The sequence below is a fragment of the Pirellulales bacterium genome (assembly GCA_036499395.1).
In the GTDB taxonomy this organism is placed as follows: domain Bacteria; phylum Planctomycetota; class Planctomycetia; order Pirellulales; family JACPPG01; genus JACPPG01.
On the sequence record DASYDW010000134.1, the window covers coordinates 69,826 to 84,403 of the forward strand.

Annotated in this window: 11 protein-coding genes; 6 read left to right on the top strand and 5 right to left on the bottom strand. The window is 61.0% G+C overall.

The features are described from left to right. The first annotated feature begins 523 nt into the window (after positions 1-523). Together VGN12_27795 and VGN12_27800 are read left to right on the top strand one after the other, a co-directional pair. The gene (locus VGN12_27795; protein ID HEY4313286.1) at positions 524-1,531 is read left to right on the top strand and encodes a prenyltransferase/squalene oxidase repeat-containing protein; all 1,008 of its coding nucleotides are present in this window, start codon (positions 524-526) and stop codon (positions 1,529-1,531) included. Between the two features lie 221 nt (positions 1,532-1,752). Beyond that, the gene (locus tag VGN12_27800) at positions 1,753-2,922 is read left to right on the top strand and encodes an amidohydrolase family protein (protein HEY4313287.1); all 1,170 of its coding nucleotides are present in this window, start codon (positions 1,753-1,755) and stop codon (positions 2,920-2,922) included. Here VGN12_27800 and hisG read toward each other — a convergent pair. Together hisG and VGN12_27810 are read right to left on the bottom strand one after the other, a co-directional pair. Next, positions 2,903-3,754, bottom strand: a complete 852-nt coding sequence (gene hisG, locus VGN12_27805; protein ID HEY4313288.1) for an ATP phosphoribosyltransferase — start codon at positions 3,752-3,754, stop codon at positions 2,903-2,905. The two genes, VGN12_27800 and hisG, sit on opposite strands and share 20 nt — an antisense overlap. Before the next feature lie 4 nt (positions 3,755-3,758). Beyond that, positions 3,759-4,112 (bottom strand): phosphoribosyl-ATP diphosphatase, encoded by a 354-nt coding sequence (locus VGN12_27810; protein HEY4313289.1) that lies wholly within the window; start codon positions 4,110-4,112, stop codon positions 3,759-3,761. A 130-nt stretch (positions 4,113-4,242) separates the two neighbouring features. On the opposite strand from VGN12_27810, the gene miaA reads away from it, so the two are divergent. Then, a complete protein-coding gene (gene miaA / locus VGN12_27815; protein ID HEY4313290.1) occupies positions 4,243-5,259 on the top strand; it encodes a tRNA (adenosine(37)-N6)-dimethylallyltransferase MiaA in 1,017 nt (338 codons plus the stop codon). A gap of 42 nt (positions 5,260-5,301) precedes the next feature. On the opposite strand, the gene VGN12_27820 is transcribed toward miaA, so the two are convergent. Continuing rightward, entirely contained in the window at positions 5,302-6,978 is a 1,677-nt protein-coding gene (locus VGN12_27820; protein HEY4313291.1) for a choice-of-anchor tandem repeat NxxGxxAF-containing protein, read from the bottom strand. Between the two features lie 598 nt (positions 6,979-7,576). On the opposite strand from VGN12_27820, the gene aspS reads away from it, so the two are divergent. After that, positions 7,577-9,343 carry an aspartate--tRNA ligase gene (gene aspS, locus VGN12_27825; protein ID HEY4313292.1) on the top strand — a complete coding sequence of 589 codons (1,767 nt, stop codon included), beginning with the start codon at positions 7,577-7,579 and terminating at the stop codon, positions 9,341-9,343. A 91-nt stretch (positions 9,344-9,434) separates the two neighbouring features. Next, entirely contained in the window at positions 9,435-10,247 is an 813-nt protein-coding gene (locus VGN12_27830; GenBank protein ID HEY4313293.1) for a TlpA disulfide reductase family protein, read from the top strand. 25 nt (positions 10,248-10,272) lie between these two features. Here VGN12_27830 and VGN12_27835 read toward each other — a convergent pair whose 3' ends face one another. Further along, positions 10,273-11,604, bottom strand: coding sequence for an HD domain-containing protein (locus tag VGN12_27835; protein HEY4313294.1), 1,332 nt, complete (start codon positions 11,602-11,604; stop codon positions 10,273-10,275). A gap of 148 nt (positions 11,605-11,752) precedes the next feature. Here VGN12_27835 and VGN12_27840 point away from each other — a divergent pair, with 148 nt between their 5' ends. After that, positions 11,753-13,330 (top strand): alpha/beta hydrolase-fold protein, encoded by a 1,578-nt coding sequence (locus tag VGN12_27840; protein HEY4313295.1) that lies wholly within the window; start codon positions 11,753-11,755, stop codon positions 13,328-13,330. Between the two features lie 90 nt (positions 13,331-13,420). On the opposite strand, the gene VGN12_27845 is transcribed toward VGN12_27840, so the two are convergent. Then, positions 13,421-14,443: a hypothetical protein gene (locus VGN12_27845; GenBank protein HEY4313296.1), complete on the bottom strand. Its 1,023-nt coding sequence runs from the start codon at positions 14,441-14,443 to the stop codon at positions 13,421-13,423. Between the last annotated feature and the right edge of the window lie 135 nt (positions 14,444-14,578).

Genomic DNA, 14,578 nt, shown 5'->3' on the forward strand with positions numbered 1-14,578 from the left:
GCTGTCGTAGCAAGAAGTGGGTGACTTAACACCCATCAACACATAAATACACACAAAGATCTGCACGCGTGGCTGTTGCCCCCGATGCTATGATCTCCCCCTCGGAGGGATTACAGCATCTTGGGTGGGAAGGATTGACATCACCGCACGGCTGATAGAATCGCGCTCGACTTCTCTTTGTCGCCGCGCGGAATGGCAAGCTTCCGTGCCAGACATGGCGGGCTGCCGCGTGCATTTCGCACTCCACGTGGCGGCCCGTTTTTATTGGCGGCGAATCACCAAAAAGTGCCGGGGCGGAGAATCTGCGCCTGGTTTTCTGTAGCTGGCCTCTTCGAGGCCGGCTCTCACAGTGACGCTCCGGGGGTCGCAGACCCCGGCCACAGACTTTGCAGTTTTGCTGCGGCGAAATCCGCAGAAATTGGCGGCCGCGCACGGGTTCAGGTACAGTGCATGAGTTCAAAGCGGCCACAAGCGGCGATGCCTCTCTACCCTGGCGGTTCGACACGTGCGGGAACACTCGGCAATGCGATTCCTCTTTATCGCCGTGGTGGTGACGCTTGCCTGCACCGATCTTGCAACGGCTGCCGAGCCTGCGGAATCGGACGCGGCCGTCCATCGCACCATCGAGCGCGGGCTCGACTTTCTTGCCAAGGATGCAGTTTTATGGCGCGACGAGCACAAATGCGTGTCGTGTCATCATGCCGCGCTGACGGTGTGGTCGCTGCGAGAAGCCAAGCTCAAAGGTTACGCGATCGATGATCCGCTGCTGACCGAATTGACGAAATGGGTCGCCGAATCCGGCGATGGCAAGACTGGTGTGCCACGCCCGGAAAATATTCCGCGCGCGTTCAACGAGAAAGCGGTTTCCTTGGCGGTTGCGCTCGCGGCCGATCCGCAGCCGGATGCCATTGCCGAGGCGGGTGTGAAGACCCTGCTAACAACGGTCAAAGGGGATCAAACCGAAAACGGATCGTGGGCCTCGTGGCCCGAGACGCGTCCGCCGATGTTCGGCCATTCCGACGAGCGGGCGACGCTGTTCGCCACGTTGGCGCTATTGCCTGCCGCGGCAGCGAATGACGAGTCTGCCATAGCGGGGCGCGATAAGGCCATCCGCTGGCTCGTCGACACGCCCACCGATAACGACCCGCAATCGATCACCATGCGCGTCGTGCTCTGGCGAAAACTCGAACGCCCCGCGGCTGAATGGCAGCCGTGGGTCGACGCGATCGCGAAGCGGCAGAATGCCGACGGCGGTTGGAGTCAAACGGCGGAGTTAGCCAGCGACGCCTGGGCCACCGGGCAATCGCTGTATGCCCTGGCTGCAGCCGGATTCGATTCGCACGATCCGGTCATTATGCGTGGGCAGGGATTTCTGGTCGCAACGCAACGCGACGACGGTTCCTGGCCGATGATTTCGCGCCCGACCAAACCGGGAGGCGAAGGTTCGACGAGCCTGATGCCAATCACCGGCGCTGGTAGCGCGTGGGGCGTATTAGGACTGGTGAGCAGTGCGGCGAGTGTGTCGAAATAGCTGGTGTTAGGTACAGGCACACACTCATTTGACGCAGCCCTTACCCTGCTCTCTCCCCCGCGGGCGTGGAGGAGAGAGCAGGGTGAGGGGGTCGAAGTAAATTAGACACTCGCTTACAGCGCAGCTCATCAACCTATCTTCCGTTCATGAACGACGTCAGAACATCCTTCACGGCCCGGTTCGTCTTTCCTGTTTGTGGGCCTCCCTTGCCAGGCGGATGCATGACGATGCGTGGCGAGCGGATCGTATCGGTTTCGCCCCGTCCGACCGCCGATTGCATTGACCTGGGGAACGTGGCGATCGTGCCCGGCCTTATAAATGCGCACACCCATCTCGAGTTCAGCGATTGCCGGCAACCGTTAGGCCAGTCTGGCATGCCGCTGCCCGACTGGCTGCGAATGGTTATCGCCGCGCGACGCGATGCCGGCGGAAACACGAGCGCGGCTATCGCCGCGGGCCTGGCCGAATCGCTGCGCGCTGGCACCACCACGCTCGGCGAAATTGCCACCGATGGTTGGACGGCAGAATCGCTTGCCACGGCGCCTCTCGACCTCGTCGCGTTTTATGAGCTGCGCGGGTTGCTAGCCGAACGAGTGCCGGAACGTTTGGCCGCCGCCGAGTACCTCGTCGAGCTTGCCGCAGCTGCGCGACATGACCACACCGATTGGCACGCAGGCCTTAGCCCTCACGCCCCGTACTCGGTACATCCAGAACTACTCGTCGGACTGGTGCGATTGGCAAACGAGCGCCGCCTGCCGGTGGCCATGCACCTGGCTGAATCGCGCGAGGAGCTCGAACTGCTCGCCGCGGGCAGCGGACCGTTTCGCAGCTTCTTGGAAGAACTGGGCGTCTGGGAGCCGACGGCGTTTTCTCATGGGACGTTGCCGCTTGCCTATTTGCAGGTGCTGGCCGCGGCGCCGCGAGCGCTTGTCATTCACGGCAATTATTTGAGTGACATCGAGCTGGAATACCTGGCCGTCCATTCCGAGCGAATGTCGTTGGTCTACTGCCCACGAACCCACGCCTACTTCGGGCACGACCGTCATCCACTGCCGCGACTGATGGCGCTCGGCGCAGCCGTGGCGCTCGGGACAGACAGCCGGGCATCGAATCCCGACCTGAGCATGCTGGCCGAAATGCGGCATGTCGCGCGAACATTCCCAGAAATCGCGCCGGCCGACGTACTGTGGCTGGGGACCGCCGCCGGAGCGCATGCGCTCGGCCGTGACGCGGACGTGGGCACGCTCGAAACGGGCAAACTCGCGAATCTGGCGGTCATTGAACTGCCCCACCACGACGCCGCAGACCCCCACGAACTGCTGTTCGACGCGACGCTGCCGGTAGTTGCGACGTTCTACCGCGGCGCACGGATCACAGGCGGCAGTTCGTAATCCGCGTCTCGAGAATGGCGCTCGCGCCGAGTGCTTCCAACTGCTCCATAATCGAAATCACCTCGCCGCGGCGCACCATGACACGCACGGCGCACCAGTTAGCGTCTTCCAGCGCGCTGACGGTCGGCGAATTGAAGCCGGGGGTAATCTTTTCCGCATCGCTCAGCTTGCCGCGCGGGACGTTGTACTCGAGCAGCGAATAGCTGCGCGCGATCACTACGCCTTCCAAACGTCGCACGACGCGATCAGCCAGTTCCGGGTGGCGGCGCTCGCGATTCTGAATCAGCACCGTTTGATACTGACCGATCTCGTCGAGAATCTTTAGCCCATTAGCCGCCAGTGTGCTGCCGGTTTCGACCAGGTCAACGATCGCGTCCGCCACCCCCAGCGCGATCATCACCTCGACCGAGCCAGAGAGCGGCACCATGTGTGCCGTCGTATGGTGCTTTTCGAGATACTCTTGCGTGGTGTTCGGAAAGCTGGTGGCGATCCGCCGGCCCGCCAGGTGGCGCGGCTCGCGCACGTCGCCCGCTTCGGGTACGCAAATCGCCAGGCGGCAATGCCCTACGTCCAGTGGCAGCCGCTGGATGGTGTCGGCGCGATGCTCGGCCACTAGGTCGCTACCGGTCAGCCCCATGTCGATCGCGCCCTCGGCGCACAGCACGGGAATGTCTTCGGTGCGCAGAAACGTCACATCGATCGGCACGTCGCGGCAGCGCGCGAACAGGCTGCGATCGGGGCGGCGATAGTTGAGCCCCGCCTCTTTCAACAGCTCGCCAGCCAACTCCGACAAGCGCCCCTTGCTGGGTATCCCGATACGCAAATTCGTCATGGTTTCAGCCAGATTGTTCCTTGGGCGGTCGTGCCGCTTTTTCGTCGAGCCCCGAGATGCCAAAGCGTCGTGCCAGTTCGGCTTCGACTTCCGCCAGCGGAATCTCCTTGAAGCCTAGCATGACGAACAGGTGATAAATCAGGTCGCCCGCTTCATGCACCAGGTGAGCGCGCCCCTCGGGCGTGGCCACTTCATGAGCCGCCTCGACGACCTCGGCCGCCTCTTCGGTAATTTTGGCCCCGATCTTTTCGACGCCGCCGGCGAACAGCTTAGACGTGTACGATCGCTCGCTGGGATGCGCGCGCCGATCCTCGATCACGGCCATCAGTCGTGTTAGGATCGTGTTGGCATCACTCACGGGGGGCACCTTTTGGCGAACAGCGGAACGGTCCACTTTAAGCCGCCCCCCACGATCAGGCAATCGGGGGTGCGAAGGGCTCTCCGCCCCCGAATTACTCCCCTACCCACTCCGCAGACCTTCCACGAATTTGACTTTTCCCCACATTGCCGATTGCTGGTTTCTTACCGGGCCCACCGCGGCCGGAAAAAGCGCCGTCGGCATCGAATTCGCCCGGCAGCTTGCGGGCGAGATCATTTCGCTCGATTCGATGGCCGTGTATCGGCACATGGATATCGGCACGGCGAAGCCATCTCTCGACCAGCGCGCGGCAGTCCCACACCATCTGATCGACATCGTCGAACCAAGCGAAACGTTCAGCCTGGCGCAGTACGTCGACGCTGCTGAGCACGCGACGGCCGACATTCTGTCGCGCGGCCGGACTCCGATCTTCGTCGGCGGAACGCCACTTTATCTGAAGGCCCTGTTACGTGGCATCTTCCAAGGCCCCGCGGCCGATTGGGAATTTCGCGAGCGGCTGTCGGCCGAAGCCGCGCAGCAGAACGCGACTTGGCTGCACGATAAGGTCCGCGCCGTCGACGCGGCAGCGGCCGCGCGCCTTCATCCGCAAGACACCAAGCGGCTGATCAGGGTTCTGGAAGTATTCGAAAAAACCGGGCAACCGATCACGGACCTGCAAAAGCAGTTCAATCAGCCGCGGCCGTCCGATGAATGCCGGGTCTTCGTTCTCGACTGGCCGCGCGCCGAACTGTACGAGCGGATCAACGCCCGGGTCGAGGCGATGTTCGCCGCCGGACTGGTGGACGAAGTGCGTGAACTACTTTCGCACTCTCAAGAAGCCCCCGAAGACGGTGCGTCAGCTGCGGCGGGTTCCGCGGCTACCACCGACCAGGATTCTACCACGTTTGCAAACGCCTTCAGCCATACTGCGGCGCAGGCGTTGGGTTATCGCGAAGTGATCGAACACTTGAAAGGCCAACACACGCTCGCCGAGACGATCACGCTCGTGCAAAACCGCACCCGGGCCTTCGCGCGACGTCAATTGACCTGGTTTCGCAGCCTCAGCGAATGCCGGTTTGTACCCTGCGACCACAATCAATCGTCGGCCGACTTGGCAGCGCAGGTCGCCGCGGTCGCGCAGGCATAAAGCCCCCGCCACTCGGCGTGCTGTTTGATTCAGCGAGATTCATCAGCCATTTGCCGAACGCGCCAGCGCATTCCTGCGCCGTGCTGCCAGCAGGACCAGTGCTCCGAGTGCACCGAGGCACACGGTCGATGGCTCCGGCACCGCAAGTGCGCTGGAAACGAAGGTGCCCATCGAGCCATCGGTGAACGTGGCGGTAAATGTCACGAGGCCCATGTCGTTGAGCGCCGTCGCGCCGCCGCTGGTCTCGCCCCCCGCTACGGTAACGATCGATTGGATGGTGCGGAAATCGCCTGGGGCGACCTGGATCGAATCGCCGGGGCGCGCGATGACCATTAATTGGCCCGCAGTGCTTTCACCGATGATGCTGTTATCGCTAAGCTGGGCGATGACGTCACCGATGGAATTCATGGTGAAGTGCGACAGGCCATTCACCATCAGCGGCGCGTTCGATCCGTCGGCGATCGAGTCGCCGTTGCGAACAAACAGATGCAGATTCCCTGGCACACCCTCCCAAATACCGGTGTTGTTCGCCGCGGCGATCCCCGGTCCAGAGATTTGCGCCAGAATTGCGGCCGAGCCGTTCCCCAGCCCGCTATCGGTGAATGCGGAAAACATTGTGCCGGCCGGCAATCCGGGAACCTGGTCACCCTGGCGGGCTACAAGCGTACTCGCCGGAAAACCGATAGAGCCGAAGGATAGCCAAACGCCATGATCATTAACGCCTTGCTGGACACCTGGACCCGTGATCGTTCCAAAAAAGATCGTGTTACCCGCGACATTCACGTGAACGCTGCTGCCCGTCGACGTCGATCGGAAGCCGACCGTTTGAAACGTCGCATTAAGCACGCCCTGAGCAATCCCGCCCGTAACAGCGACTGGGCTCTGAATCCCTGGCGCCCCCGCGAAGATGCCCGAACCGTTAACGATCCCGGCCGCCGGGTCATTGAATGTTCCCGAATAAGCAACTAGCGAATTTAAGGCAATGCCGGGTGATCCCAGTGACGTGAAACTCGCGGTCGGATCATATCCATTCACAGGCCCTCCGGTTCGCGCGATGGCGGACGGTGGAGCTCCGCCCCCTTCCACCCAGTTGACGGCCGCGCCACTAATGGCCTGGCCCGAGCTATTTTGCAAACCCGTTTGAAATAAGACGTCGCCTGTCCAATCGAGGACCGGCGAATAGTCGCTGAAAGCACTAGGCGCCGTTCCGAATAAAAATCCGCCGGGCAGCGGCGCCGGATTTCCACTCAGCGCGACCAAAGTGTCGGCCGACGGATGACCAACCCAGATTCCCTGACGATTATTCGTAAGCAGGCCGGAAGCCGCGATTTCATTGGCCGGGTTAATGGGAACGCTCGTATTGCCCGTCAAGAACTGGCCGCTGGTTCCCGGCGCGTTGGCGCCCTGCAGCACTACCAGCGACAGGTTTCCCGGAGAAAGGCTGGTGAAAATACCACCGTTTGTCGTGCTCCCCTGCAGAATCGCGGTAAATGCTACCACGCCCGTCGGGCTGATCGTGGGACCGCTTATCGTCAAATCCGCAAACGTCGCTCCACTGACGCCGGGGGCGGCCATGCCGGAAAGTGCCACAGTGTTCAGGTCCGCGCGGACTTCGGCGGAAGCACTCGATGCGGAAAGAATCAAACCTGCGATCGACAGGATCGGTTGGAAAGCGAGCAGCGTCGTAAATCCGCGAATTCTTGCTTGCAACGTTTTCATTCAATTCCCTTAACAGTTTTCTGAGGATGCGCGTTCAAGTGTTCAGGCGTTCGTTGTGATGGCGCCATGAATGCGTCCACATACGGCCGCGAAATGCGGCCCATGCAGAGGGCCTTGCGATACGTGGGATTCGTCCGGAAAAGAGAAGTGACGGTCGCAAATTCTTGCGACGATCAGTCCGGCACTAAGAAAGATTCACAAGCTACCCCTGGACGACGGCGAACTAACGATAAGTTCACATGCCGAATCTCACTCGCGTAGCGACTGTGAAAGTCGCGTGCATCTCACTTCGACATAGACTAACGATGCCAACTCGACGATTCAATAAAGATCGTTCGAAAAAATGCCGTGCCGATTTAACTTGGGACTGGCATTCCCATTGCCTGGCAAGGGGCCGTTTTCCGCGCATCCGGCCGGGACGAGCGGCCGGTTCGCCCACCGCGGATTGACCCGGCGACCTCGGCGAGCGAATTTCGGCCCCGAGTCCCGTGAAAAAAAGCTCTCGATTGCCGCGATTCGGTCACCTTTCGCCGCACGGCCTGTCTGTCTAAAATACTCGGCTCGTTCTCTCTTAGCCTAAGCCAGTGAGGAGTTTACGGTGCTGCGAACGCATACCTGCGGCGAATTGCGGGTCACACATGTCGGTCAAGATGCGACATTGTGCGGCTGGGTCGATAGTTACCGGGACCATAAGGGGGTCCTGTTCGTCGACCTGCGCGATCGCTTTGGCCGGTCCCAGATCGTCTTTGCTCCCGAAGCCGGCACCGACTTGCAAGAGCTGGCCCGCAGCCTGCGGACCGAGTTCGTGATCCAGGTCACGGGCCGCGTCGCCCATCGGCCCGACGGGACGACCAATCCCAAGCTCGACACCGGCGAGATCGAGCTACGTGCAACAAAGCTCGAGGTTTTGAATCGCAGCCACACGCCGCCGTTTCAGCCCGGGGCCGTGGAACTGCCGGGCGAAGACCTGCGGCTGAAGTACCGCTATCTCGACCTGCGCCGCCCTGACATGCAGCGCACCCTGACGCTGCGGCATCGGCTGATCAAGATGATGCGCGACTATTGCGACGAACACGGCTTCGTCGAAATCGAAACGCCTATGTTGGGACGCAGCACGCCCGAGGGGGCGCGAGACTACCTGGTTCCCAGCCGCGTGCATCCGGGCGAGTTCTACGCGCTGCCGCAGTCGCCGCAACTTTATAAGCAAATCCTGATGGTGGCCGGCTATGACCGCTACGTGCAGGTCGCCCGCTGCTTTCGCGACGAGGATTTGCGAGCCGACCGCCAGCCGGAGTTCACTCAGCTCGACCTCGAAATGTCGTTCGTCGATAGCGAGGACGTCATCGGCATCATCGACGGCCTGGTCGCGCGGCTGGCTAAAACGTTGTCAGGAATCGACGTCAAGCTGCCGCTGCCGCGCATGACCTATGACGAGGCGATGGAGCAATACGGCCACGATGCACCGGATCTGCGTTTCGATCTGCGCATCGTCGACCTGACCGACCTGGCCGCGCAGGCAGAGTTTCGCGTGTTCCGCGCCGCGGCTGACGATGGCAAGCGAGTGCGCGGCCTGAACGCCAAGGGGGGCGCGGCCAGCTACTCGCGCAAGGGAATCGACGAGCTTACCGAATACGTCATACACGACTTCGGCGCCAAAGGTCTGGTCTGGTTCAAGATCGAACCGGACGGCACGCTGGCGTCACCGGTGGCCAAGAATTTCGATCCGGCACTATTGGCAAAGATCGGCGAGCGATTGAACGCCGCGCCGGGCGATATGCTGCTGATCGTGGCGGACGATTTTGAAGTGACTTGCAAAGCGCTCTATGGCCTGCGGAAACGACTTGGCGAGCAGTTGAAGCTGTACGCGCCCGGTTCGATGCATTTTTCCTGGGTGGTCGAATTCCCCATGTTCGCCTACGACCAAGAATCGCAAGGCTGGGCCGCCATGCATCACCCCTTCACCGCGCCACGTGCGCAGGATCGCGAGCTGTTGGCCACCGATCCGGGCAAGTGCCGGGCGCAAGCCTACGACCTGGTGATCAATGGCCTGGAGGCCGGCGGCGGTACGATTCGTATTCACGACCAGGAACAGCAGCAACAAGTTTTTGGTCTGTTGGGCATCGACGCCGAGACCGCCAAGGAGCGCTTCGGCTTCTTGCTCGACGCGTTGCAATTCGGCGCACCGCCGCACGGCGGTATCGCCTTGGGTGTCGACCGATTGGTGATGCTGTTCGGCGGTGTCGATAGCATTCGCGACGTCATCGCGTTTCCGAAAACGCAAAAGGCCAGCGATCTGATGACCGGCGCGCCCAGCGTCGTCGATGCCAAGCAACTGCGCGAGCTGTCCATCAAGCTCAATCGTTGACGGCCCACGCTTGACCGGGGACACTGACAGGAACCGCTCGTGCGAGGGCGGCCGCTGGCAATGAACCTTCTGGCAAAGCGAGAGGCCGTTTATGCACTGCTTCCGAATGCTGACCCGCGCAAGTTCGTTGGCAATGTTCCTGGCCGTCGCCTGCGCTGGCTGCGGCCACAGTCCCGCGAAAGAGAATCTCGCGAAGGAGGCGACGACCGTCGGCGAGCGCTCGGCACCGGTAAAAAATACCGCGAATAAGCTCATCAGCGAGCCCGAGCCAGTCTCGCCAAAGATTGAAAAGCAAGCCGAAGCGCCGGTCGCCACGCCTGCAGACGCTGCTAAGCCGCAGGTCGAAATCGTGGTCGATAACGTCCCGGCCGAGAGCGCCGGCATTTTAACCGCCGACCCGCTCGACTCGTCCGATGAGGTTGTGCCCGTCGTCGCGCTGAGCGATCAACATGCGGGCACCTGCCTTATCAAGGTCGGGGACACGATGCCCGGCGCGATCCTGCCCGACATCAATGGCGACAATCAGGACCTATCCAAGCTGTTGGGCGAGCGATTGACAATCGTGCTGTTCTGGGCGCCCGAGAATCGCTCGTCGGTGGACGAGCTAGGTGAACTGGCCGCGAAGGTTGCCAGCCCCTTGCATGCTCGCGGCGTGCGCGTCGTCGGTGTTTGCGAACAAGGGACGGCGGAAACGGCCAAGGGAATCGCCGAAGCGGCCGGCGCATCGTTTCCGATACTGCTGGACAACGACGGAGCGCTGATGAGCCACGTCGCGACATCGAAACTGCCGCGAACTTACCTGCTCGATCCGAGCGGCAAGATCCTGTGGTTCGACATCGAATACAGCCTCGCGATGTGGCAAGACCTGCGCAGCAGCCTGAGGGCACTACTGCCGAACGAATAAGGCGGCAAAACGTCCCAGACCTTTTTCAGGCCATGCGGGCGATGGCCTGTTCGACCAGCGTTGCTGCGTTTCCTTGCTCGCGCAGTTCGCTGGTCACGCGCGGATGCGCAAAGATGCGCACTCGCTTCACATAATCGTCGAACTGCTCGCGCGCTAGTGCCCGGATCATGGGCGAAACCTCGCCCAGGGTGCGGTACTGCCGCTCTTTGGAGAAGTAGATTTCGATATTGAACTCGACTTCGCGGCCGATCGGCGGTGCGTCGAAAATCACTTCGTGCGGAGCCACAACACGCCCCAGAGATGTGCTTGCCAGAGCTGCGAACTGCTCGGCGCACGCCACGAGCCAAGGATACGGCCGACGCGAAAGTTGATCGTAAAGATCGCGGCGTTCGAAAAAACTGTATTGATCCACGCGCTTGTACAGGCGGCGCGTGCTTCCAAACAAGCCATTCAACAAATCGCGGGCCGGCCCCTGTCCCGCGGCCTCGGTCAGCGCCGTCACCATCGCAGACTCGGACAGTCGCAACATGGCGTCCAAGTCCAGCTCGCCATGCAGCAGGAAGAAGGCCCGCTGCAACATCGCCGTAGCCGAGCGCACGGCATGATGCCAATACACCTCGCTGAACATCACATAGCGGGCAAAGACCATCATTTCGGCCGCGGTGCGCCCCTTGTCCGAAATGGCCAGGCCATCGCCGGCCTTATTCAGACACAGACTGCCCATGAGCCGCCCCTGGTCGAAGTGCCGACCATACGGAACTCCGGCGTGCAGGCTGTCCCGCGCCAGGTAATCCATCTTGTCGATATCGATCGGGCCCGAGAGCATGCTTTGCAGAATGCGCGTTTTCGGATCGCGCGGCTTATCGCTCAACAGCGTCACGACGTCGCGTGGATTGATGTGCCAGTCGGACCGCAGCGCGTCGGCGATCTCGCCTTCCAGCAAGAAACTGTTTGCGAACAGTTCGTGACTCGGCACCCCGGGCAGGCGAATATCCTCGATCGGATGGCAAAATGGCCAATGCCCCAGGTCATGAAGTAGTGCCGCCACGATGAAGATCTCGGCATCCGCCGGGCGAATCGCCTCGACGAAGCGTTCGTCATGCGACAACTGCTTCAGATACAAAAGAGCCAAACGGTAAACGCCCAGCGAGTGCTCAAACCGTGTGTGGATCGCGGCCGGGTAGACCAGCGAAACCAGCCCCAACTGGCTGATGCGCGCCAGCCGGCGAAATTCCTTGGTGTCCAGAATCTGCCGCACGCGATCCGTCAGCGGCACATCCAGCTCGGGCGGAATGCGGATCATGCTGCGCGGCGCATCCAGCCCTGCCACCTCGGGGATCTCGCGGATCGTCGACATGAATTCTTTACCGGCGCAGTTTCTGCGGCGGTCGCCGCCACGGTTTTGTTCAAGCGCGTAAGCTATCGTCGACGTCGACCGGCTGCAAGCCGCGCGACGGCCGATTAGAATCGGGATACTCACGAAACTCCCGCAGGTCACCTCGCCCATGCGCACTCGAAGCCGGCTGCTCTGCTGTCAATTGCTCCTCGCCTACTACTTGGGGATTTTCGCCACTGCTGCGCGAGCTGCCGAAGGCGTAACGTTTGCCGTCACGCTCGATCGGGCGACCGCCGAGCGGCAACTGCCCGAGCAGGATGGCCGACGAACCGTCAGTGGCCGGCTGTACGTCTTCCTCTCGCAGCGTGAAGTGCGCGAGCCGATGCGCGGCCCGAGTTGGTTCCAGGCCGAGCCGTTCTTCGGTGTTGACGTGCAGAACGTGGCCCCCGGCGATGTGTTGCACGTGGACGCTCGGGCGGACGGCTACCCCGAGGCGCTTGATAAACTGCCCGCCGGAAAGTATCGGGCCCAAGCCATTCTGGATTACGACTTCTATCATCAGAGCCAGGCCAAAGGGGTCGGCAACTTCTACAGCGCCGCGCGCGAGATCACGGTCGATTCGGCCGAAACGAAAGACGGGGCCGATGCGAAATCTGCTGCGGCGACGCAAACATTCGATCTGACACTCGACCAGGTCATTGCCGAAGAGCCGGTCGCGGAATCGGCGTGGGTCAAGGAAATCTCGCTGCGCAGCGAGCTGTTGTCGAAATTCTTTGGCCGTGAGGTGTTCGAGCGAGCCACGCTCGTTCTGCCGGCGGGCTACGACGAGCAGCTCGAGCGGCGTTACCCAGTCGTGTACGAGATTCCGGGGTTCGGTGGCTCACATCGGCCGCCGGCAAAGTATCGCGAGACGGCGCCAAAGACAGAGCAGGACGAAACCGATTTCATCCGCGTCTATCTCAGCGGCGATTGCAAATGGGGGCATCATGTCTATGCCGACAGCGCGACCAATGGCCCGCGCGGCGCGGCGCTCGTTCACGAAATGATCCCGTTCATCGATTCCCACTTCCGCACCATCCCCGATTCGAATGCCCGCTTCGTCACTGGGCATAGCTCCGGGGGTTGGTCGAGCTTGTGGTTGCAGGTCAATTACCCCGAGACCTTCGGGGGCTGCTGGAGCACATCGCCTGATCCGGTCGATTTTCGCGACTATCAACAAGTCAACCTCTACGCGCGGCCGCCGCTGAGTTTGTATTACGATCCGCAGGGAGCTATGCGGCCGATCGGGAGGCGGGGCAACGAGCCATTTCTGTGGTACGTGAACTTCGGCCGCATGGACGACGTGATCGGACGGGGCGGTCAATTGCGCTCGTTCGAGGCGGTGTTCAGCCCGTTGGGTCCGGATGGGCAGCCGCAAAAGCTTTGGGATCGCCGGACCGGCCAGATTGATCCGGCCGTGGCCAAGGCGTGGGAAAAATACGATATCCGGCTCATCCTCGAGCGAAACTGGCCCGCGCTCGCGCCGCAGCTTGCGGGCAAGCTGCACATCATCACCGGCGAGCTGGATACGTTCTACCTGAACGGGGCGGTGCACAAACTGGCCGAATCGCTCCAGGCGCTCGGCAGCGACGCCGCGGTTGAGATCGTCCAGGGGAAGGGGCATAGCGACCTGCGAACGCCCGAAGTCGTGCGGCGCATCTTTCGCGAAATGACGGCCAGCTTTCGCCAGGCCCATCCTGGGCAGTAGGCGGGAAGTCAATCGCCAAGTAGTCCGTTCAAGCCGGGGCAAACCGCGACCTAGCGACCACGCGCGAACGCTTAATGCACTTTCCAGCGATTATTCCTGGCTTGGCCAGTCGACGGGCATTCCAAGCACCCTAGAAAGTGAAAGCTGAAGCACGGAGGGATCCTGTGGCGATGCGACGACCGAGCGTAGGAACGGACGGGCCGCCTCGGGATCGACGGTATTCCATAGATTCGCAGCTTCGCCGCCGATGCATCGCGTAACAGACATTGGCAGAATCAGCACCTTATACATTGGCGACGGTCGTTCAGGGATCGTACGTCCAAGCGATCGTAAATTTAAAAGGTACGTTGTCGGAAAATATTCCTCGGTAAGACCATAACGCGATCGATCATCCTTTGCTTCATCCTCACCTACAAGAACGCTGCCCAAAGACAGGAACTCTCGGTTATCGAGCACCATTCCCGGTGCGACTTCTTTCGGAAGCATGAGAAGACCCCGCGCAGCGATAATCGCGTTGGAGCGAACTAGTTGATCGGAATCTACGCAGCAAATACGTAATGCGTCTTCGACGATGCTGGAATCAACAGGTTTGTCAGACGCGATCTTTCCTAACCGACGGATTGCTAAAGCTCGAACGAACGGGGCAGTATCACGACAAAACTGAGCGACTTTTTCAGCGGAATCGCAGGAAAGGACAATTGATGCTCGGATATAGAGATCCCTCGAGCGCGACGCCTCGGCCTTGGCGTCCGGCGGTATTTGATCCTCGCGTGCAGTGAACCAAGCGGTCCGCCGGACCCTCGGCGATGCATCGGATAGCAATCTTGCGACGAACTCGGGTGGCAATTCTCCGCGACTGGCGGTTGGTAATAAGAGTGCCGACATCAACCGTAGTTGCTGATCGTCGGATGTCGCATTCGCTTGAACGAACTCTCGAACTTCGTTTTCTGAACGCGTGTGAACCCATCGTAAGAATTGGATCATCTTATCGCTGTCCGTGGCATTTTTCGCTCGTTCGACAAGGCCGCCGCGGCCGTCATCGTGCGCTACAATAAACGACGCAGGAATCGAATTCGCAAAGAATGCTACGGCAAAGATAATCTTGATGTTCATCAGCGGTACCGACGTGATACCCAGACGGGTCCCCCTGATCATCGAAGTCATCCATTAAGCAGGGCGGTTTGCAACTTCGTCCCGATTACGGCCTATAAAATGGACATTCTCGCCCATTCGCGTCGGAGACGCCAT

Excerpts from the sequence above, each read along its gene's own strand:
- VGN12_27795 (HEY4313286.1), top strand. The coding sequence starts at position 524 with ATGCGATTCCTCTTTATCGCCGTGGTGGTGACGCTTGCCTGCACCGAT.
- VGN12_27800 (HEY4313287.1), top strand. The coding sequence starts at position 1,753 with ATGACGATGCGTGGCGAGCGGATCGTATCGGTTTCGCCCCGTCCGACC.
- hisG (HEY4313288.1), bottom strand. The coding sequence starts at position 3,754 with ATGACGAATTTGCGTATCGGGATACCCAGCAAGGGGCGCTTGTCGGAG.
- VGN12_27820 (HEY4313291.1), bottom strand. The coding sequence starts at position 6,978 with ATGAAAACGTTGCAAGCAAGAATTCGCGGATTTACGACGCTGCTCGCT.
- VGN12_27830 (HEY4313293.1), top strand. The coding sequence starts at position 9,435 with ATGCACTGCTTCCGAATGCTGACCCGCGCAAGTTCGTTGGCAATGTTC.
- VGN12_27835 (HEY4313294.1), bottom strand. The coding sequence starts at position 11,604 with ATGTCGACGATCCGCGAGATCCCCGAGGTGGCAGGGCTGGATGCGCCG.
- VGN12_27840 (HEY4313295.1), top strand. The coding sequence starts at position 11,753 with ATGCGCACTCGAAGCCGGCTGCTCTGCTGTCAATTGCTCCTCGCCTAC.
- VGN12_27845 (HEY4313296.1), bottom strand. The coding sequence starts at position 14,443 with ATGAACATCAAGATTATCTTTGCCGTAGCATTCTTTGCGAATTCGATT.